Raw genomic sequence first — 18,573 nt, forward strand, 5'->3', positions numbered from 1 at the left:
AAAAAAAACGAAAGAAGCAGCTCAAGAAATTCCTGAAATAATGAAGGAGGATATTTGGAAATTTATTTTTATGATATGTCCTGACTCAATTTATTATACAGATGAATCAATAACTACTTATTATGACAAACCCATTCTTGATTGCATTGATCCAAATTTGTTTTTAGATAGTCTATTGCAAATGAGTTCTTCTGATAAGATGATTCTTTTTCAGGCACTACCATCACGCTATGAATCACAAAAAGACAATCTTATAGATGAATTAAAATGGCTAAAAAGTATCCAAAAGTTGTTGAAAAGTGAAGCTGCTAAAAAAAACTGAAAAAATCAGTGGATATACCTTAAATAAATATATTCAAGATTATCTAATCCCAGTTATTACAAAAATTGAAAATTATTCAAAAGAGAATGATTGAATTTGAATTACTTTTCTATAAGTTATTAGTAGATGAGCTAATCTGTCTGAATCGTTAGCCGTCCGATCCTAGTGTCTATCTGGCCTGATCGGGCACGTACCGATGCTTTGAGGGAATCTTCTCAACCGCTGCTCTTTGCCGTGCATCCCGTTCCGCTTTCTGCCGAGCAGCAATCCTAGCCCTAGCAGCTTTAGCCCGCATCTTTTTGGCATCGCTGTTGAAGTTGTCGAGAATTTCCTCAGTATTTCGAGAGGGAGGTATGGAGTACTTATCTTGCTCTGACATGGATAGATGGGGGATTGAATGTTGTTCAGTGCATCATGCTAGCAAAGCAGTCTAGCCAGAGCCAAGATCGGGAATCCCTAAAGAGTCTGGCCTGTTCAGCAAGTCAAGAGCTTTGGGATTGCAAAAATTCTTGATTCGCCACCTTCAACGCCTCATCCGTAGGCTCATCAATGAAGCCCAATGTTGTAAAGACTTGCAGTTGGATATCGCGGCCACCCCGACAAGCACGATCCGAGTTGGTGTGACAGATATGCTGTTTGCCTTTGCACAAATACTCGATGACTTTTTGTACTTAATCCCTATCCAGTCTAAAAAATAAAAGATGCGATTTAGCAAGTCAAATGTGAAAGGATAGATCAGCTTCTATAATAAGTTATTTTAGATTTCTGCTTCTTAGGAGACATTTATTCTTGGCAAAAAAAACCAGTTTTGATTATTTTATTACCAGCAATAATAATATCATTTCTTAGTGGATTTAGCTTAGGCTCTACTAGTTTCCCAGAATTGATAAAGGGTGTTAGTTTAACTAGCATTGTTTCTTCTAGCTTTACTGTAGCAGGATTTTTTCTTGCATTTTTTAACTTACAGCCAGTGGCTTACAAACAAAAGAAGAGATGATTCATATCGCGTTGCTAAAGACTATATAGCGGCATTAAATGAAAATCAAGAAATTATACGAGAGATAAACTTTCATTATTCTCACTTATGCCCTGCATCGGGAGTTTCAATTGAGTCTGAAACAATTGCTAAAAAACGAATTGAACATTTGCATGTCTTGCAAGACAATTTGTCTCTAGCACGAGTACATCTTAGTATCGCTAATAGCGAGCTTGCTTTTTGGAAAGTAAAACTTAGTCCTAGCTTCAGTGAGCAGCATAATATAGTTATAAAAGATCTTTCTAATATTGTTACTATAATGGTTGGTTTGAATAGTCAATTATATTTGATGTTTGCCGATGATTACGAGAATAGAAAAGAAGTGATTAGTCATAAAAAAAATATTTGATGAGTATGTGAATTCTGTGACATCAATTATAAATAGCAGACTGACGCAAAGTTTTGAAGAGTTTTTTATTTTTTGAATAATTATGTATATTACTTCTTACTGAATAAATCTCTTTTTTAGATGCAAAGCCTTGAAGCAGAACACAACAAGGCTTTGCATCATTGCTTAGACTCGACCTCTACCTAAAATGGTATGTCATCATTACTAACGCCTGGGCCTGCCGCAGCATGTACCGCTGTTGGATGGGCGACCTGTGCCTGTGTTTGGGGTCTGTGGGTCTGGACTGGAGCATGGGACGGAACTGAAGCAGTGGTATCACCCGATGCGTGCTCATCCTGCTTGGAACCCAACAGATCAACCCGTTGACACCTCACAACAACTTTAGAGCGGTTCGCCCCCGTGGTCTTGTCAGGCCAGCATTCTTGCAACAGACGACCACTAACTCCAACCTGAGAGCCTTTCTTACAGTACTGCCCGATAACTTCTGCTGTCTTCTCCCATGCCTCCATCTCGAAAAAGTCAGTCTCGTCTTTGGTGCGGTTGACGGCAAGGTGGAATTTGGCAATGGCTTTACCAGACTCAAAATACTTCATCTGTGGGTCTGCGGTGAGTCTGCCGATTAGATTCACGGTATTCATGATGGTTCTCCTAAGTGGTTAATGGTTTTTCTGTGCTGTGTTCTAGGCAGCGGCTGAGTTTGCCGCCACCGTATCTGCATTGCTTTGAGGGCCTTTGACTTGGGTATGTGTAGCCTCAATCATCTGGATCAACTCATCCACTTGCTCACTAGCGAGTTGACTTGGGGAGGTGCGCTGGAATTGTGTCTTAAGCAAATGTTTGACGGATTCGGTATCGAGTCCCGCTAATTGACGTGCTGCCCTCACCCGATCGCATTTCTGCTGCCCGGACTCTGGCATGGGTGCGCCATCGGTGAGCCAAGCATTGAGCGCTTCAGCGAGTTCTTGACCAGGATTGAGGAATTGCTGATTGCTCAGCTCAGGGCAGCGAGACTTGGAAATGGTGAGGACATGCTCTAGGTTTAATTCTCCTGCTAGGTCAAATTCGTATTCAATGCCACTCGACTGTATCGGTGCAGTGCCCACCTTCTTAGGTGCTACACAGGCTTTACCCTGCTTGTTCACATACTCTTGCATCACCCATTCCGTCTTACTCCGCATGGTAGCGATGATGTGACTTGGACTAGAGAGCATAGCATCCACTAGGGCGCGTTCTAGAGGTCGAACATCCTTCCAGCCATCAAATCCCTTGCCTGCAAGCTGGCATTCTGCAAACCAAGCGTGGGAAAGACTATCGACCAAAATTACCTCATACTCTGCTTGGCCTGCGGCCTTAATCGCCTCAATATATTTAGCGGGATGATGATCCGTGAGGTCGCACACATCGAAGTCGAACCTATCGGCGTACTTGCTAGCACTGCCGTGTTCAGTATCAATTACGGCAACAGTATTACCCAGATGTTGAGCAATGTTCAGGGCAGTAAAGGTTTTACCACTACCTGAAGGTCCACACAGGGCAAGCCGTAACCGGGATTGAGTTTTAGTGGCTTTTTGAAACATGGGAATTCTCCTTGAAAAAGTTAATAGGTATGTAGTGGCTGAAAGTATGGCTTGGGCCTGCTTTGTTTGTGGCTGCGTTCATTTCTCGGATTCCATCGGGATTTTAATAACTCCGTGCATTTGTTCAGCGAGACCCCAGCAGTGATCGCAAATTTCAGGGTAGTCATCGGCAGCTCCTTTACACCAGGGCTGAAGATAGCCACAGGCTTGACATTCGTAAACCTGCCCCGGTTCGCAGCCTTGGCAAAGTGATTTTGACTGCCTACTCAGACATCCCAGTGGTTTCAGTTGTAAGGCACCTCGACCTCTTTGAAGGAGGTTCCACATCGATCTATCCATTGTTCAAATCCTCCAAATTTAACTGTCCAAACCATTCCTGCTTGGTATAAGCGTTGGCTTGCCGAAATGGAGCATCAAACTTCAAATGACAAGGGGCACAGAGAGCCTTGAGATTATCTGGAGCATTGTTCTGTGGATCTTGATCCAGGTGCGCCACGGTGAGGGTAAATCGTTGGGGCTTCTGCTTCTCTCCCTCTGATGTGACTGGGAACCATTCAGGATGATTAATCATCAGCCAGAAAGCGAAGTGCAACCACTTAACCCCAGGCTTGCGACAGGGTTTGCCGCACTCAGTACAACACCACTTGGCTTCATCTTTAACCCGTGTTGCAATGTCGTCCCAGTTGTCGGCGTATCGTTCCTTGATTATTGGCATTGCGGCACCAGTAAAGATTGTTGCTCTGGGGCTGGATACTTCCATTCGAGATAGTCCTTAAGACCGTGTTCAGATCCAAGATCACGATTTGAGATGAGGCTTAATCCGCTGGTTGTCTGTGCAACTTGCGCTAGGTTTTGGACTTCACGTTTAATTTCATTCCCAGTGGCAGGCTTCCATCGAAGCGAAATCTTCAGCCCATTCTTTTGGGCCAAGGTATTAGCGATGTCGGCAGGATCTAGCCCTTTGTCAATGACTTGATAGAGGTACACTTTGTAAGCTTGATAGGCTTTGTCGCTTTCCATCTCTGGGTTCCACACATGGAAGGGGGAGAATAAGACGGATTGGTCATTGATCTGGATGCCCTTCTCTTTCTTTGCACGGGTTGATTTAGTGATGGTGATTTTCATGGTGATTCCTCCACATCTTTAGCAGTTGAAGTTAGCAGGCAATGACAGCCATGTTCTCGGCCATCTCATGAGCAAGAGCGACCCTCAACCGTTGTTCATCTGTCAGTCCTGCATTGAAAGCCTCTAAGACCGCTTCGGCAGCTTCCATCCTGCGGGAGTAGGGGCCGAAGGACTGATGATTGAGGGTGGTGCCGACGTAATTGGATTGACCCTGGATAAAGTTGATGTACACATACCCGATCAGCCGAGAGCCATAGAAGACATTGAGCTTGCGGTCGTTGTCAGCGGTAGGTCTGGTATGGAGTTCGTAGGAAGGCAGATCAATGCTGTTGAGTAGTTGTTGGGAGAGTGTTGTAGGATTCATTTGAATGACCTCGTTGAATGGTTCGTTCAATGAAAGGCATCGTTTGATTCAGCAAAAATTTGGCGATGCCTTTTACTCTTGAGTCGGGATAAGGCGGCATCCTCTTGAATCTCCGCAATCTCTACGGTTATGGCTGGATCGGGCTTAGGAATAAATCGGAAGACCAGCCAAGCCCCCAGAGGCACCCCGATCAGAAGCCCTAGGGCCGCAGCAATGAATTGCCTAGACATCGGTATAACCGTCATGCAGTAGAGCTTCTAGCATCAACGCCGCGTCGATCCGCTTGAGTGCATCAGTATGTCGATGCTCGGATCTCAATCTCGTGGCTTCGCTCATCAGATAAGCCACACAATCTTTGAAGCACTGATCCTTGTGGTGGTCGAAGGGGATTCGTTGGACCCCCAACTGTGGCAAGACTGGAGAGGTTTTACTGATATTGAGGAAGGGCAGACTCAACGGACGTTCGGGGAAGTTTGGATGATGGGCTTGCATGGTTTTCTCCAAAAAAAGTGGCTAGGGAAGGCCAGCCCCGATTACTGGGGGGTATTGCCACAGGGCTGACCCAAGATGAAATATTGAGAGGAGCTAGGCTGCTTTACCAACGTTTTCCAGTAGCTTTGTATTGGCCCACTCCCACCAAGAGCGATTACTCCAATCAATTGAGGTGATATCTTCACTCTGGGCATCGTTGTAGAGAGGCACAATCACAGCGTCGAGGTCTTCAACTGCACCAGGAGAAACCCCCGAGAGTTCATAGACCGTATCGGCTAGAGATTCTAGTTCTGTTCGCTTAATTGCCAGTTGCTTAAAGAACGTCTCCCAGCTATTAATACGAGTGACCGTGAGTTGATCCATGAGTTCATTCAGGGCAACGATCATCAAAATGTCCTGGCCTGCAACCTGTTTAAGCACTTTGAACACTGCCTCTTTCAGGGGAGAGATTTTGGCCTTATTGGTTTTTCGCTGCTCTAGTCCAGTGGCTTCCAGGGTCAGCAATCCGAAGAGTTCGAGGACATGATCGCGGTTCCGCATATTGCGGTTGCCGTGATGCAACTCCCAGGCAAACTTAGCTAGCTTGTCTTGTCCTGTGGGGTCTTCAGGTTTGTACTGTTTGATGATGTATTTCTTGATATTGACCTTCTGGGGATTAGTGGGATCGATATGCTCCTTGATGGCCTTGGTCAGAGCATTGCGAGTAGCGTTGTTGTCTAAAGCGGTAGTCATTATGTTTCTCCAAAAATCGATTAATGTTTGAACGGTTATAAGAAACGTAGGCAGATTGACCCTTAGCAGCAAATGAAGTCCTGACCATCGGCTTCAATGTCTGAGCGCACGGAATTCAGCAGTTCCACGGGGTAAGACGGCTTGGGTTCGGGCTTTGCTGGCAGAGCGGCTAGGGCTGCATATCGGAGCGAGGAAAATATGTCTCTGGGGCTGGCATGGTCACAGACTTGGATATAAGGGTTAAGGGATAGCCAGAGGTCTAGAGCCTCGTCATCGGTCAGATCTTTGCTACCCAGCACCAGGCGGTTGAGGAGTGCAATTTGCTGGTCATGGAGTTCCACTGTAGTGATGAACTTGACTCGTGGAATGAGTTTGTATCGTGTGGTTGGTTTCATTGTCAAAATCTCGGTAGAAAACGAAATGTGTTGAGCAAGCAGATCAGGCACTACCCAAGGCAGAAGAAATCAAGCAACGGGGATTGCTCTGGGTTGCAGTGAAGCTTTGCTGATATCTAGCTCGATGTATTCAGCCAAAGTCACCAGCTTGGCGAAATACTGATGGTTGGTTTCAATGACCCCCAAGTAAAGAGGCTTACCTTCTGGGGTATGGGTGTATAGCTCAGGATTTACATACCCTTTAGAGTCTTGATAGAGGGGTGGCAAGCACTCTAGAAACCACCAATATTCATCACTCCCAATCTCGATCCAAGGGGCACAGTAGCCTGACTCTTGTTGTTCTCTGGTTAGGTTTTGTACGATCTGGGGATACGGCCACAGAGAATCCGTCTGTAGTTCAGCGAGTTGCATGATTGACTCCAGTTGAGAATGTAGCGGAGGGTGGTTAGGCACCACCCAAGCCAGGGGATTAGTGTTCAGAAGGCAGCAGCAATACGCCATATTCCACGTAGAGCTTGATTTCGGGCAGTGGGAAATCAGTGGAAGGAATGTCTTGGGTAATGACGGGAGCGCAAGTGCTGGGGCTGTCTTCGTAGCAGGCTAAGACAGCGCTCTGGTTTTCATTTACGGTTAAAAGCCAGAGCTGGAATTCTCGGAGGTTGGGGTTACTCTTGATGGCTCGCTTGGGTTGATAGCTAGCTACTGCATCAAGGAGCCAGTAGCATTCCCCCTGATCGGCTAGGGTCTTAATCCCTTCTGTGTAAAGGATTCCTAGCCAGTGCTTGTAGTGGGTTTCACTGCAATGACAATGCGCGAGTTCAGCTTGAAGATCTGAAGCGTTGATCATGATATTCATTCCCTTGAAGCGATTGGGTGTAAGTGCAGCGGGAGGGGCAGGGGTGCCCCAGGAGGTTTCTAGAATTCTTCGTTTTCGGCTTCAATCTGGCGAGTGGTGGGGATGGTGCGCCAATCTGCTAGCCAGTGGTCATCACCATAGAAAGTCTTGACCCAATCCTCTAGGCGAGGCTGAAGAAGACCAGGCTTGCAGATGACGGGTGCATAGACTTCAAATAAATCGCCACCCTCGCGCACACCGGGGTATTGCTCGATCTGCATCTCGACTGCAATCACTTCAGGATGAAGGGGATCAGTGACTTGAGAGTCAACAAGCTGAAGCAGTTCAGTGACGGTGGTGGGAGTTTTGAGTACAGTGGTCATAGTTATAGCCTCTGATAGTGGTTTTAACTCGGGCATCGCTGAACTTGACGGGGACGCGGTGCCTTTGTTTGTATGTAAGTATTATAACACCTTAATCGAATGTATACGCTCGATTAAGGTGTATTTGTTACATATGTATACGTTCGATTAAGGTGTTATCCTTTAAGTCGTTGCTTTATCGGCTCTATCCATGTCAGTCAATAAAAAAAGCTTGGAGAACTTGACCATTGGCAAAACAGCTCCAGACTCTAATGAACTATTGGCAGCAACACCTTTAAGCGTCCGCTTACCCGCCAGCCTCGATCAAATTGTTCGGCAGATGAAGAACAAACCGCAATGGTTACGATCAGCGATTGTTAATGCCGCAATCGCTGATGAGTCTATTGATTGGCCTCCAAAGAAATCCTGATTTTGTGGCGCTTCAATTTTTTGAGTTTCTGATTTTCGATATTGGACTTGCGTGGTTCTAGCTTTTGCAGTCATTGGATAGATAGCGCGTTACTAAATCAGTGGCACAGAAAATCGAATGTATACATTTACAAATTTATTCTCTATAATCGAACGTATACGTCTGATTATGATATTATAAATATATAAGCACAGAGATTTCACCCCCAACCGCTAAATACTCAATTGGTACAATGCAATTAACGAAGGAGCTAACCATGCCTCAACAGCAAGTATCCGAAGTAGACGTTTTAAGAGAAACGGTTCGCCACAACGAAAAAGGCATTGATGCATTAACCGCTGACCTCAAAGAATTCCGTAAGGAAGTCAACGGTAAGTTTGAGCGAGTAGATTCAAAGTTTGATGCAATCAGCGACAAGTTTGATGCAATGAACAATAAAATTGAGGCTAGTAATAAAGCTGTCAATGACAAATTTGAAGCGATCAACAATAAATTCATCGCTCTCTACACCCTGATTACCTTCTCAATCTTTGTTCCGATTGGGATAGCGGTCTATCAATCGATGGCCCACTAATTCGGAACTCTCAAACCTTGTTCAATCCCAGCCCAGTAATCACCCGCTTTATCCTGTCTTTCCCCGGTGCCCACTTATCCCCCTCAGTCATCCTCACCACCTCTCCCCAAGCCTTAAGCTGATTAGCCCTCGACAGCTTTACCAATGGCCGAGCAGCACTCTCAGACTGAGGAAGCACATCAAAATGCTCCTGCAAGAACAATACGAGTTCAGCCGCTTGAATACAGCGAAAAGCATGGATGTAGGTAACCCCAAGATTTTCTTCCACATAGACCTTAAAGCCTTTAGAGCCTGGTAAATACAACTTGTTGTCTTGAATGACCTTCAAAGCCAACCCAGAAGACAACAGAGCATTCGTTCCAGTTTCAGTCGGTTCCAAAAATATTTCTTCCAGCTCCGTTAAGCCTTTAGATTTAAATTCCTGCAAGTCCATATCATTCAAGGCTAGAAATCAGAGCCAGGTGAATTATAGCAAGCCGTCCTTTATCCAAAATCTCTACTAGGCAATATACAATCCATATAGAAAGTGAATCAGTCTCATGCCAAACTTAATCAGCAAATTAATCACAGCCAAGACCGCAGACCCACAAGGCGACTCATCGGCCAAAGCCAAAACGGATGCCCCTCCCCAACTTTCCGTAGAAGATATCTGGGATACCCTCGCAGATCGTGATCTCTATCGCCTCTCCATCGAGATTGATTCAGGGTTACGCCTCTCGACCCGATTGGATGCCGTAGACCTGGGACTAGATCCCTATGTTGTCGATGAGCTAGCGGGAGGATACCGCAAAGCTTTTTCAGATGCCTTCACAAAAGCTAGAAATCAACTCTCTGGCCTACAGAAGAAGTTCAACAAACAATTCACCATCTACGTCAAGCCCTTCAGATTTATTGATGGCAGTGTGATCAATGATGCCGTTGACTTCGCTCAACAAATCAAACTAGAGGCTGTATCCTTACGCCAAGACTTAGTGGACACCTACTCAGATCAGCTTGAAACATTTTTGGTGGAGTTAGACCGGAAGCTCAATGAAACGATTCCAGGGGAAAAGAAGCAGATTGAACAAGCCCTGATCCACTACGCCCAGGAATTCCCCAGCATTGATGATTTCTCCGGTAGCTTACAAGTGATCATCGATGGCCCGGTCCAGCTTACCTCCCTCAAGAATAAGCTCAAGGCCGATGCTGATTTACAGGCCGAGCTAGCTAAAAAGAAGAGACTGACAGCGAAGCAAAAGCAGGAAGCTCAGGCCATCCAAGAGCGCATCAAAACCAGCCAGCTCATGTTGAACGGCATTGCTCAAGCAGTGCAACAGTCTCGTGTGGCTTGCCTGGATGAAGGCTGGGAACTGATGGCCGACCTGATTGACCGTTTTGGAGCCAGCCCCGATGGGAAGCTCACCAGCAAGGACCAGTCTGCGATCAGCTCAACATTCTCTAGGCTGGAATTGCTAGAGAAGCACAACCCCGAGATATCACAGCACCTCATAGAGGCTAAGAAGCTGCATGAGGTCATGCAGGGAACCCCCACCCCAGAACAAGCCCAAGCAGCCTATGAGAAATTCTCTGAATTCCTAGCCCAGCAATCTCAGTCAGCGAGTGGTGACGGGGCCGAGAAGCTTCAGAAATCTCTTCGTTTCGCCAATGACTATAAGGCCTAAAACGAACTAAGCTGCGATTTGCCGCCATTTAGTACAAATACACTATAAAATTCCTCGCCTTTGGAATTTACTCATAGTCTGCAGCTCAAGAGTAGTAGACCTACTCTTGAGTTAAGAGTCTTAGTGAAAAGATGACTGCTCCAATACAGCGTTTGCTCTATCTTCAAGCAACCTTTACTCACTCGATTGAATAAGCAAATCTAACGCTTGATGAGCCACCATCTCAGCCCGACCAGAAGTTACTTTCTGGTATCGCAAAGTCGTCTGTATCTTCTCATGCCCCATTAAGGCCCTAAGTTCTTCAATTCCCATCAACCCCACCCGTTCAGTAGCAAAAGTATGGCGCAGATCATGCAGGCGAATTCCTTCCAGTTCAGGAATGGGACGAGTCAGTTGAACCCAGTGATGATAGGCCGTGTGGTAGCTCATCCGTGTAATCTCTGCTGAAAAGCGATGCTCAGCTGTAAATAAGGCAGGATGATTACCATGACGTTCATTCCTGCAGTATTTCTCTAGAGCTTCAGCTGCATCAGCACTGAAATAACACCATCGCTGTTTATTGCCTTTGCCAATCACTTGGAACTTCTGCTCTTGAAGGTTCACCGTCTCCAAATCAAGAGCCAACACTTCTGAAATCCTGGCTCCACTGCGATGTAGGAGATGGATTAAAGCATTCATTCGCCTGTCTTTCGTGACAACCTGATAAAGCCTTTGCAGCTGTTGGGGAGTGAGATAGCGAATCGCTTGATCCGTAGAATGTTCATCCTTCTCACGCTCTGGTTTTCTCTGCTTCAAATTAGCAATGGGATTGGATTGGATATCCCCATTCTCTAAGGCAAAATTGAGCAGCGATTGAAGAATAGCTTGATGGCGACGATGGGTAGTGTAGGACAGATGAGTCAGACCGTCGAGGTACGCCACAATCTCCTGGCGATCCAAGATTTCTATGGGCCAATGGCCATAAAGTTTCAGTAAGGGGAGCAGGGTCAATTCATAGGACCGTTGGGTACTTTTAGCGAGCCCTTGACGATCCAGAAATAGAGTGGTGACGGCAGCGAGAGTCTGTGACATGCTCAACCAAAAATCACTTTAAGCGTATGTTTAGAGATGGGTTAATTCCAACTTTTTGTCAATGATTTCTGATGAGATTGTTATGAATACTTTAGAGTCCTCTCAATTGCCTATCCCCGGTGAAACCTTGGCTGATTATATTCGGCGATTGCGGATTGGACTCGGACTGAATCAGAAAGAGATCGCCCTAAAAGCAGGGGTTCATCCCCAAAGTATCGGCAAGATGGAGCGAGGCATAACCGCAACCCTCAACCATAAGACTAAGAATGGGCTGGCTACTGCGTTGGGCATTCCTGCAGAGTATCTGGAAGCTGTATGTAAAGGCATCTCTGTGGAGGCTACGGCTGCCTTAAAGTTCTGTCCCAACTGTTGGGTGCCCGGGACGCCGCCAGATCCTCTATGGATGACCCTTCGGTCAAAATATTGCTTTGCCTGTGCAGCAGAACTGAGATCCCACTGCAGTCGCTGCCAGGAAGCAATCCTGTCATTAAAACATCGATTTTGTCCGTATTGTGGAACGGCCTATAAGGCGGATTAACCAGCTGTTATCTTTCTGGAAGGACTGGTGAAGCAATCCTTCCATACTCGTTTTTTTGTCGACTATTGCTTCTATGTTCTTTAAAAAAATGTAGGGATTTAGATGTCGAATGCACGCATTATGGGTCTATACATCTTGACGATAATAGAGAAAAATATTTCTAGAGATAGCTAATAGCAGTGAGACCTCATTGAAAGATGATGAATAGGGTCAGTAGTTCATAGATAAGTGATCTGTAAGACAGGAATTTATCCCCAAAGACGTGGAGTTGTCTCATGATAAAAGTGCCTCTCAAAGGATCAGTCTGCTTACTGTTTCTCAGTTTATGGGGGGGAGCAGTTTTCCTTCCACATCCTGTTAGTGTTGCTCAGGAGATTCCAGAGCAACAGTCCCCTCAGAAAGCAAGGGCAGATCAGTTATTGAGCCAGGGGATTGAGCACTTTAACAAGGGCCAGTTTCGAGAGGCGAAGGCGGCCTGGGAAGAAGCGCTCAATCTCTATCGTCAAATCGGCGACCAGAAGGGCGTGGCCAACTCCCTCATAAATTTGGGGAGTGCCTATCGTTCCCTGGGAGAGTACGCCCAAGCCATTGACTACTACCAGCAATCTTTGGTGATATTTCGTCAAATCGGCGACCAGAACGGCGTGGCCAACCCCCTCATGGGTTTAGGGAATGTCTATTTTTCCCTGGGAGAGTACGCCCAAGCCATCGACTACCACCAGCAGTCTCTGGGGATAATGCGGAAGAACGGCAACCAGAAGGGTGCGGCCAACTCCCTCATGGGTTTAGGGAATGCCTATCGTTTCTTGGGAGAGTACGCCCAAGCCATTGACTACTACCAGCAGTCCCTGGTGATATTTCGGAAGAACGGCGACCAGAACGGCGTAGCCAACTCCCTCATAAATTTGGGGAGTGCCTATCGTTCCCTGGGAGAGTACGCTCAAGCCATTGACTACTACCAGCAATCTTTGGTGATATTTCGTCAAATCGGCGACCAGAACGGCGTGGCCAAATCCCTCGGTAATTTGGGTCTTGCCTATCATTCCCTGAGAGAGTACGCCCAAGCCATTGACTACTACCAGCAATCTTTGGTGATATTTCAGAAGAACGGCAACCAGAACGGCATTGCTAACTCCCTCGGTAATTTGGGTCTTGCCTATCATTCCCTGAGAGAGTACGCCCAAGCCATTGACTACCACCAGCAGTCCCTGGTGATATTTCGGAAGAACGGCAACCAGAACGGCATTGCTAACTCCCTCATGAATTTGGGTCTTGCCTATGATTCCCTGGGAGAGGTTGTCCAAGCCATTGACTACCACCATAAGTCCCTAGAGATATTTCGGAAGATCGGCGACCAGAACGGCGTGGCTAAATCCCTCTGGGGATTGGGACTCGCTCACCTGAGCCAAAAACAATACAGTCTATCCCAAACCCATCTAAAAGACTCCATTGAGGTCTGGGAAAAGCTACATACAAACCTCTCGGTCCCCCAACAAATCTCCTTCTTTGAAACCCAAGCCAATAGCTATTCCGACCTTCAAACCGTCCTAGTTGCCCAAAGCCAACCCCTACAAGCCCTCGTTGTTGCTGAACAAGGCCGCACCCGTGCCCTGAATCAACAGCTCTCCGGTGCCAATGCCCCTTTTGACCTAGAGCAGATCAAACAGGTGGCCAAGGAACAAAACGCCACCATCGTTGAATACACCCTAGTCCGCAATAACCTGCTTTATGCCTGGGTGATCCATCCTGATGGCACCATTGACCACCAACCCATCGGAGGTAAAAAGCTGGGGAAATCCCTGGATAACTTAGAAGCACAAACCCGACAATGGCTGGAAAATATCCGAGGGGTTAAAGACCCCAACCAGGACAACGCTATTCCCCAGGCATTGGACAACGCCAATTTGGAGGACGATTTGTCCCCATCAGCTTCTCAAGAAAAGACGAACTATACCTATCTCCGTCAGCTTCATACCCTCCTCATCGAACCCATTGAAGATTATCTGCCCCAGGACCCCAACGAGCGAGTGATCATCATTCCCCATCGCTCCCTGTTCTTTGTCCCCTTCCCAGCGCTGCTTGAAAATAAAGGTGAGAAACCTAAATACCTCGTGGATAAGCACATCATTTCCACCGCACCCTCTATCCAGGCCCTCAAGCACCTCCAAGACCAAGAGAACCTAAAACCCCAGCGACCCCAACGGCCTCAACGGCCCTTGATTATTGGCAATCCCACCCCACCCTCAGAAAGCTTCGATGATCTGAAAGGGGCTAAATCAGAAGCTGAGCTAATTGCCAAGACTTTAAAGACGCAGCCAGTTCTGGGAGACAAAGCAACGGAATCCTTAGTCCGAAATAAGTTGTTAACGGCAGACCTGATCCATATTGCCGCCCATGGGGAATTCAAGCCCAATGAATCATTAAAACTACTAAAGGACCTGACCCCGGCAGAAAAAGCAAAAGCAGAGGCAGAAGCAGCAGAGGCCAAGAAGAAGAATCTCCCCCCTGGAGGTGGGTCGATTATCTTAGCCAAGGACCCCAACCATGATGGCTATCTGCAAACCCAAGAACTGATCAAGATGACAAAGGAGAACCGACTCCAGGCTGAGATGGTGGTCTTAAGTGCCTGCAAGACGGGCCTGGGCAAGGTGACGGGAGATGGAATCGTTGGACTATCCAGATCTTTACTGGCTGCGGGTGTACCGACGGTGGTGGTGTCCCTATGGTCCGTGTCAGATCACTCAACAACCATGTTGATGAATGAGTTTTATACCAATGTCTATGCCAAGGGCTGGGATAAGGCTAAGAGCTTAACCATGGCCATGCGGACGACAAAGAAAAAGCATACGGATCCAGGTAAATGGGCCGCCTTCACCCTGATCGGATTGCCGGAGTAATCCCTGTCAGCCCACCGTTTGAATCTACAACTGACCCTTCCCCCAGCAGCCTTCCTTCCAGAGGGCTGCTTTTCAGATTTCTCCTGAAGACTAGAGAGACGATATACTGCTCCAATTCACTAAATTAATAGAATTCATAGGTCTAAGGTCCATTCCTGTGACTTTATATTCACCTCATCTCTCCATAGCCTGAATAAGGTCATCTTCCTCTGGATAACTGAGAGCGTAAAGGGAAAACATCCCCCCTCAGTCAACAACCCACGAGGAATCACCACCCATGAACGTCTCTCAAACCATCGGCAGCTGCAATACCGGCCTGATTCGCGGTCTCTCCGTCCAGGTCTTAGAAAAGCTGATTCAAGAAAAGCCCGGCGTCCTCAGCCGCATTAACCATTCCCTGATCCGCGTCAGCCCGAACCAAAATCCCTATGTGCAGGTCAAGGCCTATCAGGCCCTCGTCCGAGCCGTAGAGTCCCGGGGCACTGTGCTCAACATCACCAGCTGTATGCGTACCCCCATGCAGCAGCATCTGCTCTACCAGCAGTACCGTCGAGGCAGCTGCAATATTCCCCTCGCCGCCCCACCGCCTCGAAGCAATCACAACTCTGGCCTAGCCATTGATACCGGCGACTATGGCAGCTGGCGCTCAACCCTGGAGCGCTATGGCTGGCGCTGGTATGGGTCTGGAGACCCTTATCACTTCACCTATGCCGCAGGCGGCCCCAAACTGGGCAACCTCCAGGTAGAGATCTTCCAAAAGCTGTGGAATCAATACAACCCCAATGACCGGATTACCGTTGACGGTCTCTGGGGACCCACCACCGCCAGCCGAGTGGACCGCTCCCCTGCAACGGGCTTTGGCAATCCCAGTGGCAGCAGCAGCAGCCGTCCCACCTTGAAACGCGGGTCCCGGGGGGCTATCGTCAGAGTTCTCCAGGCCAAACTGGGCCTCAATCCAGACGGCATCTTTGGCCCCCAAACTGAAGCCGCCGTCAAGGACTACCAAAGCCGCAATGGCTTAACCCCAGACGGCATCGTTGGCGCTAAAACCTGGGCGAAGATTGACGGCAAAAAGACCTCAACTCCTGCCACTCCCTCACCGACTCGCTCAACCCTGCGACAGGGATCTCGCGGCAATGATGTCAAATATCTCCAGTCCAAATTGAGTCTCACCCCAGATGGCATCTTTGGCCCCCAAACCGAAGCCGCCGTCAAAGCCTACCAAAGCCGCAATGGCCTGACTGCTGACGGCATCGTTGGCCCCCAAACCTGGGCCAAGTTAGGCTAGCCTTTTTCCTCCCACCTCTCCCCCCTCTAATGAGGACAGTAAATCGCTGTCCTCATTTCCTGCTGGTCATTTCAGCTCTGAATAGGCAAGGGAGAGGACCGCTATCTGGGGGTGTTGATACAAACACAGGATTCACACCATGGCTTTTTCATTAACCTGGCTCCCCACCGTTCTCCGCCAAGCCGGTCTCAAGGTCGTTGAAGTCGACGGCTGGCAAACCCGAGGCCGCCGCGAGATGGGCACCGTCAGAGGCGTTATGCTTCACCATACCGCCGGTCCCCGCACGGGCAATATGCCCACCCTGAATATCCTTGTGGACGGTCGCCCGGACCTCAACGGCCCCTTATCTCAACTGGGTCTAGCTCGCGATGGCACCTACTACGTGATTGCCGCAGGCCTCGCTAACCATGCCGGTCCCGGCAGCTGGCAGGGCATCTCCTCGGGCAACAGCTCCTTTATCGGCATTGAAGCAGAGAATACTGGCCTCGCCAACGACTTCCCCTGGCCTGAGGTACAAATGGCGGCCTACCGCCGCGGGGTGGCCGCTATCCTTAGCTATGTCAACGCCTCCCCCCTCATGGCCGTCGGCCATAAGGAATATGCCGGGGCTCGGAAAATAGACCCCACCTTTGATATGGATGACTTCCGCTCTGAGGTGGCCGCCCTGATGGGCACCACGGTTCCCGACAATCCCCAAGCGGGCCGCCCCACCCTCCGGCGCGGGTCCCGAGGGGCCGCTGTCCAAACCCTCCAGGACAAACTGGGCATCACAGCTGACGGCATGTTTGGCCCCCAGACGGAGGCCGCCGTGATCGCGTTCCAGCAGAAGTCGGGGCTAACCGCCGATGGCATCGTTGGCCCCCAGACCTGGGCTGCCCTTGAACCGCCAACGTCTTCAAGCCGTCCCACCCTGCGCCAAGGAGATCGGGGAACGGCGGTCAAGGACCTGCAAACCCGGCTGCGGATTACCAGTGACGGCATCTTTGGTCCCCAGACGGAGGCGGCTGTGATTGCCTTTCAACGGCAGGCGGGATTAGTCCCAGATGGTATCGTCGGACCTAAAACCTGGGCCGCCCTAGATCGAGCCTAAAGCCCGGGAGTCCTTTTCCCGAGAAGGACTCCCCTAGGGTAGGCCCCGCCGTCTATCCAGCCGTTTTTGAATAGGGTCAATGGCCCCTGGATAACAGGGGGTAAGTCACCCCCCTCTCCCCTTTCCTCTCAGTTGTTACCGGTTAAAGCGAAGAGAATGAACCGTTCACGCTACTGGACCCTCCATGCCATCAATGGGTTGGGACAACATCAACCCTATGTCCTGGAGCAGATCCAAACCTTTATCCCCCAGCAGCCCCTGGTCGATCTGACGGATCGCCAGGTCCAAGCCCATCTCGTGGCCCTGGAGCAGCCAAAACTCTGGGCACATTTCAGCCTCCGCTGCTTTATCTCCGCCATCCTTCTATATGAATGCCTGGATAAGGCCAAGACCTATGGCACCCAGCATCAGTTTACGGCGACGGAGCTGTTTCCCCTGGTGATGGACCCGCGACCCACCACCGACCTCCGTCAATATCCAATTCCCCATCCTGAAGTTTCCCTCACTTCCAAAATCCTATTGACCTTTTCGCCGGAGAAGAGCAACCTCTCCACCTACACCAAGCTCTGTCTCAAAGGCTGGGGAGTCTTGAAAGAATTCTTTCTAGACCATGGATTACTTGAAGTCACGAACTGGTTTTTGCTGAGTGACCGCCGCCCCAGCGGCCTAGCCCGAATATTAACGGACTATTCCTTTCCCCGCAGCTGCTCGACGGTCAAACGTCAGGGATCTGTGGATTCCGATAGCCTGTTTACCTATTCCCCGGCAGAAGTCAAAGCCGCTGTGGCCTTGCACCACTGTTTCCATCAGGTCTATGTCCAGCAGCGCCAGGCGGCAGGGACCTATCGGAAGCCCTATCTACCCCCCTCTCCCGGACAGCTACAGGAGATGGGCCGCATCCTAGACCGGGACCCCGAGGCCGTCAATACGGAGCTGCTGACCCTGGCGAAGATCCTTCGCCATTACCTGGTGAACTATGCCTCAGTCCAATCCGAAGACTTCTCAGATCCAGACGAACCAGAACTCGACCCCCAAGAGCAGGTGCTGTTTCAGCATTTACTGCCCCATCTCAACGCCGCCGTCGAACAGGTAATCTGCCATCGCTATCGTCATCACAAAAAGGCTAAAAAGCGGGCTCAGTTCAAGGAAGCCCTGGACCTGTTCTTTGGCCAGAGCATCCCCACCGTGGAAATCGCCCAGCGCTTAGGCATCTCCCAATCGACCGCCAGCCGCCTGCTGGATCTGAACCCCCTGCGGGAAGATGTAACGGTGGAAATCCTGGTCCAGGCCCCCCAGGACATCCTTCTTAAGCTAGGCTGCAGTGCCCCCCCCCCTCACCCCCAGCTGACCTCCTCCAGGCCACGGCCTATATCGAAGGCTTTTTACAGAAGATGATGGCTGAGGATGCCAGCCAAGCCTTTACCAGCCGCAATCG

The 18,573-nt window shown here is 48.9% G+C and carries 27 protein-coding genes; 10 read left to right on the plus strand and 17 right to left on the minus strand.

The window, feature by feature from the left end; translation table 11 throughout:
- Positions 1-40: 40 nt before the first annotated feature.
- Positions 41-322: a hypothetical protein gene (locus HRE53_RS30920; RefSeq protein ID WP_235112409.1), complete on the plus strand. Its 282-nt coding sequence runs from the start codon at positions 41-43 to the stop codon at positions 320-322.
- 169 nt (positions 323-491) lie between these two features.
- Here HRE53_RS30920 and HRE53_RS30925 read toward each other — a convergent pair whose 3' ends face one another.
- Entirely contained in the window at positions 492-701 is a 210-nt protein-coding gene (locus HRE53_RS30925; protein ID WP_235112410.1) for a hypothetical protein, read from the minus strand.
- 103 nt (positions 702-804) lie between these two features.
- Positions 805-972: a hypothetical protein gene (locus HRE53_RS30930; protein WP_235112411.1), complete on the minus strand. Its 168-nt coding sequence runs from the start codon at positions 970-972 to the stop codon at positions 805-807.
- 297 nt (positions 973-1,269) lie between these two features.
- Here HRE53_RS30930 and HRE53_RS30935 point away from each other — a divergent pair, with 297 nt between their 5' ends.
- Positions 1,270-1,707: a hypothetical protein gene (locus HRE53_RS30935; protein ID WP_235112413.1), complete on the plus strand. Its 438-nt coding sequence runs from the start codon at positions 1,270-1,272 to the stop codon at positions 1,705-1,707.
- A gap of 182 nt (positions 1,708-1,889) precedes the next feature.
- On the opposite strand, the gene ssb is transcribed toward HRE53_RS30935, so the two are convergent.
- The 13 genes from ssb to HRE53_RS31000 all read right to left on the minus strand — a co-directional run bounded on the left by ssb (position 1,890) and on the right by HRE53_RS31000 (position 7,610).
- The gene (ssb, locus tag HRE53_RS30940; RefSeq protein ID WP_235112415.1) at positions 1,890-2,345 is read right to left on the minus strand and encodes a single-stranded DNA-binding protein; all 456 of its coding nucleotides are present in this window, start codon (positions 2,343-2,345) and stop codon (positions 1,890-1,892) included.
- Positions 2,346-2,387: 42 nt separating this feature from the next.
- A complete protein-coding gene (locus HRE53_RS30945; protein ID WP_235112418.1) occupies positions 2,388-3,284 on the minus strand; it encodes an ATP-binding protein in 897 nt (298 codons plus the stop codon).
- A gap of 78 nt (positions 3,285-3,362) precedes the next feature.
- Positions 3,363-3,623 (minus strand): hypothetical protein, encoded by a 261-nt coding sequence (locus HRE53_RS30950; protein WP_235112420.1) that lies wholly within the window; start codon positions 3,621-3,623, stop codon positions 3,363-3,365.
- Entirely contained in the window at positions 3,616-3,999 is a 384-nt protein-coding gene (locus tag HRE53_RS30955; protein ID WP_235112422.1) for a hypothetical protein, read from the minus strand. The genes HRE53_RS30950 and HRE53_RS30955 overlap by 8 nt, the downstream gene beginning before the upstream one ends.
- Positions 3,990-4,409, minus strand: a complete 420-nt coding sequence (locus HRE53_RS30960) for a hypothetical protein (protein WP_235112423.1) — start codon at positions 4,407-4,409, stop codon at positions 3,990-3,992. The genes HRE53_RS30955 and HRE53_RS30960 overlap by 10 nt, the downstream gene beginning before the upstream one ends.
- 31 nt (positions 4,410-4,440) lie before the next feature.
- A complete protein-coding gene (locus HRE53_RS30965; RefSeq protein ID WP_235112424.1) occupies positions 4,441-4,773 on the minus strand; it encodes a hypothetical protein in 333 nt (110 codons plus the stop codon).
- A gap of 26 nt (positions 4,774-4,799) precedes the next feature.
- On the minus strand, positions 4,800-5,003 hold the full coding sequence (locus tag HRE53_RS30970; RefSeq protein ID WP_235112425.1) for a hypothetical protein: 204 nt from the start codon (positions 5,001-5,003) through the stop codon (positions 4,800-4,802).
- Positions 4,996-5,265, minus strand: a complete 270-nt coding sequence (locus tag HRE53_RS30975) for a hypothetical protein (protein WP_235112426.1) — start codon at positions 5,263-5,265, stop codon at positions 4,996-4,998. The genes HRE53_RS30970 and HRE53_RS30975 overlap by 8 nt, the downstream gene beginning before the upstream one ends.
- 93 nt (positions 5,266-5,358) lie before the next feature.
- Positions 5,359-5,997 (minus strand): hypothetical protein, encoded by a 639-nt coding sequence (locus HRE53_RS30980; RefSeq protein ID WP_235112427.1) that lies wholly within the window; start codon positions 5,995-5,997, stop codon positions 5,359-5,361.
- Between the two features lie 62 nt (positions 5,998-6,059).
- Positions 6,060-6,392, minus strand: a complete 333-nt coding sequence (locus HRE53_RS30985; RefSeq protein ID WP_235112429.1) for a hypothetical protein — start codon at positions 6,390-6,392, stop codon at positions 6,060-6,062.
- Between the two features lie 69 nt (positions 6,393-6,461).
- A complete protein-coding gene (locus HRE53_RS30990; protein ID WP_235112430.1) occupies positions 6,462-6,803 on the minus strand; it encodes a hypothetical protein in 342 nt (113 codons plus the stop codon).
- 58 nt (positions 6,804-6,861) lie between these two features.
- The gene (locus tag HRE53_RS30995; RefSeq protein ID WP_235112432.1) at positions 6,862-7,239 is read right to left on the minus strand and encodes a DUF6876 family protein; all 378 of its coding nucleotides are present in this window, start codon (positions 7,237-7,239) and stop codon (positions 6,862-6,864) included.
- Positions 7,240-7,307: 68 nt separating this feature from the next.
- Positions 7,308-7,610 carry a hypothetical protein gene (locus HRE53_RS31000; RefSeq protein ID WP_235112434.1) on the minus strand — a complete coding sequence of 101 codons (303 nt, stop codon included), beginning with the start codon at positions 7,608-7,610 and terminating at the stop codon, positions 7,308-7,310.
- Between the two features lie 190 nt (positions 7,611-7,800).
- Here HRE53_RS31000 and HRE53_RS31005 point away from each other — a divergent pair, with 190 nt between their 5' ends.
- The gene (locus tag HRE53_RS31005; protein WP_235112436.1) at positions 7,801-8,019 is read left to right on the plus strand and encodes a hypothetical protein; all 219 of its coding nucleotides are present in this window, start codon (positions 7,801-7,803) and stop codon (positions 8,017-8,019) included.
- 256 nt (positions 8,020-8,275) lie between these two features.
- Positions 8,276-8,593, plus strand: coding sequence for a hypothetical protein (locus HRE53_RS31010; RefSeq protein WP_235112437.1), 318 nt, complete (start codon positions 8,276-8,278; stop codon positions 8,591-8,593).
- 10 nt (positions 8,594-8,603) lie between these two features.
- Here HRE53_RS31010 and HRE53_RS31015 read toward each other — a convergent pair whose 3' ends face one another.
- On the minus strand, positions 8,604-9,026 hold the full coding sequence (locus tag HRE53_RS31015) for a hypothetical protein (RefSeq protein WP_235112439.1): 423 nt from the start codon (positions 9,024-9,026) through the stop codon (positions 8,604-8,606).
- A gap of 106 nt (positions 9,027-9,132) precedes the next feature.
- Here HRE53_RS31015 and HRE53_RS31020 point away from each other — a divergent pair, with 106 nt between their 5' ends.
- A complete protein-coding gene (locus HRE53_RS31020; RefSeq protein WP_235112441.1) occupies positions 9,133-10,254 on the plus strand; it encodes a hypothetical protein in 1,122 nt (373 codons plus the stop codon).
- A gap of 174 nt (positions 10,255-10,428) precedes the next feature.
- Here the strand turns inward: HRE53_RS31020 and HRE53_RS31025 are convergent, their stop codons facing one another.
- Positions 10,429-11,325 carry a tyrosine-type recombinase/integrase gene (locus tag HRE53_RS31025; protein WP_235112442.1) on the minus strand — a complete coding sequence of 299 codons (897 nt, stop codon included), beginning with the start codon at positions 11,323-11,325 and terminating at the stop codon, positions 10,429-10,431.
- Between the two features lie 82 nt (positions 11,326-11,407).
- Between HRE53_RS31025 and HRE53_RS31030 the strand changes: the two genes are divergently transcribed.
- The 5 genes from HRE53_RS31030 (at position 11,408) to HRE53_RS31060 (ending at position 18,533) form a co-directional block, all read left to right on the plus strand.
- The gene (locus HRE53_RS31030; RefSeq protein ID WP_235112444.1) at positions 11,408-11,863 is read left to right on the plus strand and encodes a double zinc ribbon domain-containing protein; all 456 of its coding nucleotides are present in this window, start codon (positions 11,408-11,410) and stop codon (positions 11,861-11,863) included.
- Positions 11,864-12,138: 275 nt separating this feature from the next.
- Complete coding sequence (locus HRE53_RS31035; RefSeq protein WP_235112445.1) at positions 12,139-14,760, plus strand: CHAT domain-containing tetratricopeptide repeat protein; 2,622 nt, start codon at positions 12,139-12,141, stop codon at positions 14,758-14,760.
- A 277-nt stretch (positions 14,761-15,037) separates the two neighbouring features.
- Entirely contained in the window at positions 15,038-16,048 is a 1,011-nt protein-coding gene (locus tag HRE53_RS34805) for a peptidoglycan-binding protein (protein ID WP_304518442.1), read from the plus strand.
- A 139-nt stretch (positions 16,049-16,187) separates the two neighbouring features.
- On the plus strand, positions 16,188-17,138 hold the full coding sequence (locus HRE53_RS31055; protein ID WP_235112446.1) for a peptidoglycan-binding protein: 951 nt from the start codon (positions 16,188-16,190) through the stop codon (positions 17,136-17,138).
- A gap of 156 nt (positions 17,139-17,294) precedes the next feature.
- A complete protein-coding gene (locus HRE53_RS31060) occupies positions 17,295-18,533 on the plus strand; it encodes a hypothetical protein (protein ID WP_235112449.1) in 1,239 nt (412 codons plus the stop codon).
- The last annotated feature ends 40 nt before the right edge of the window (positions 18,534-18,573 follow it).

It is taken from the genome of Acaryochloris sp. 'Moss Beach' (assembly GCF_021497025.1).
GTDB lineage: Bacteria > Cyanobacteriota > Cyanobacteriia > Thermosynechococcales > Thermosynechococcaceae > Acaryochloris > Acaryochloris marina_A.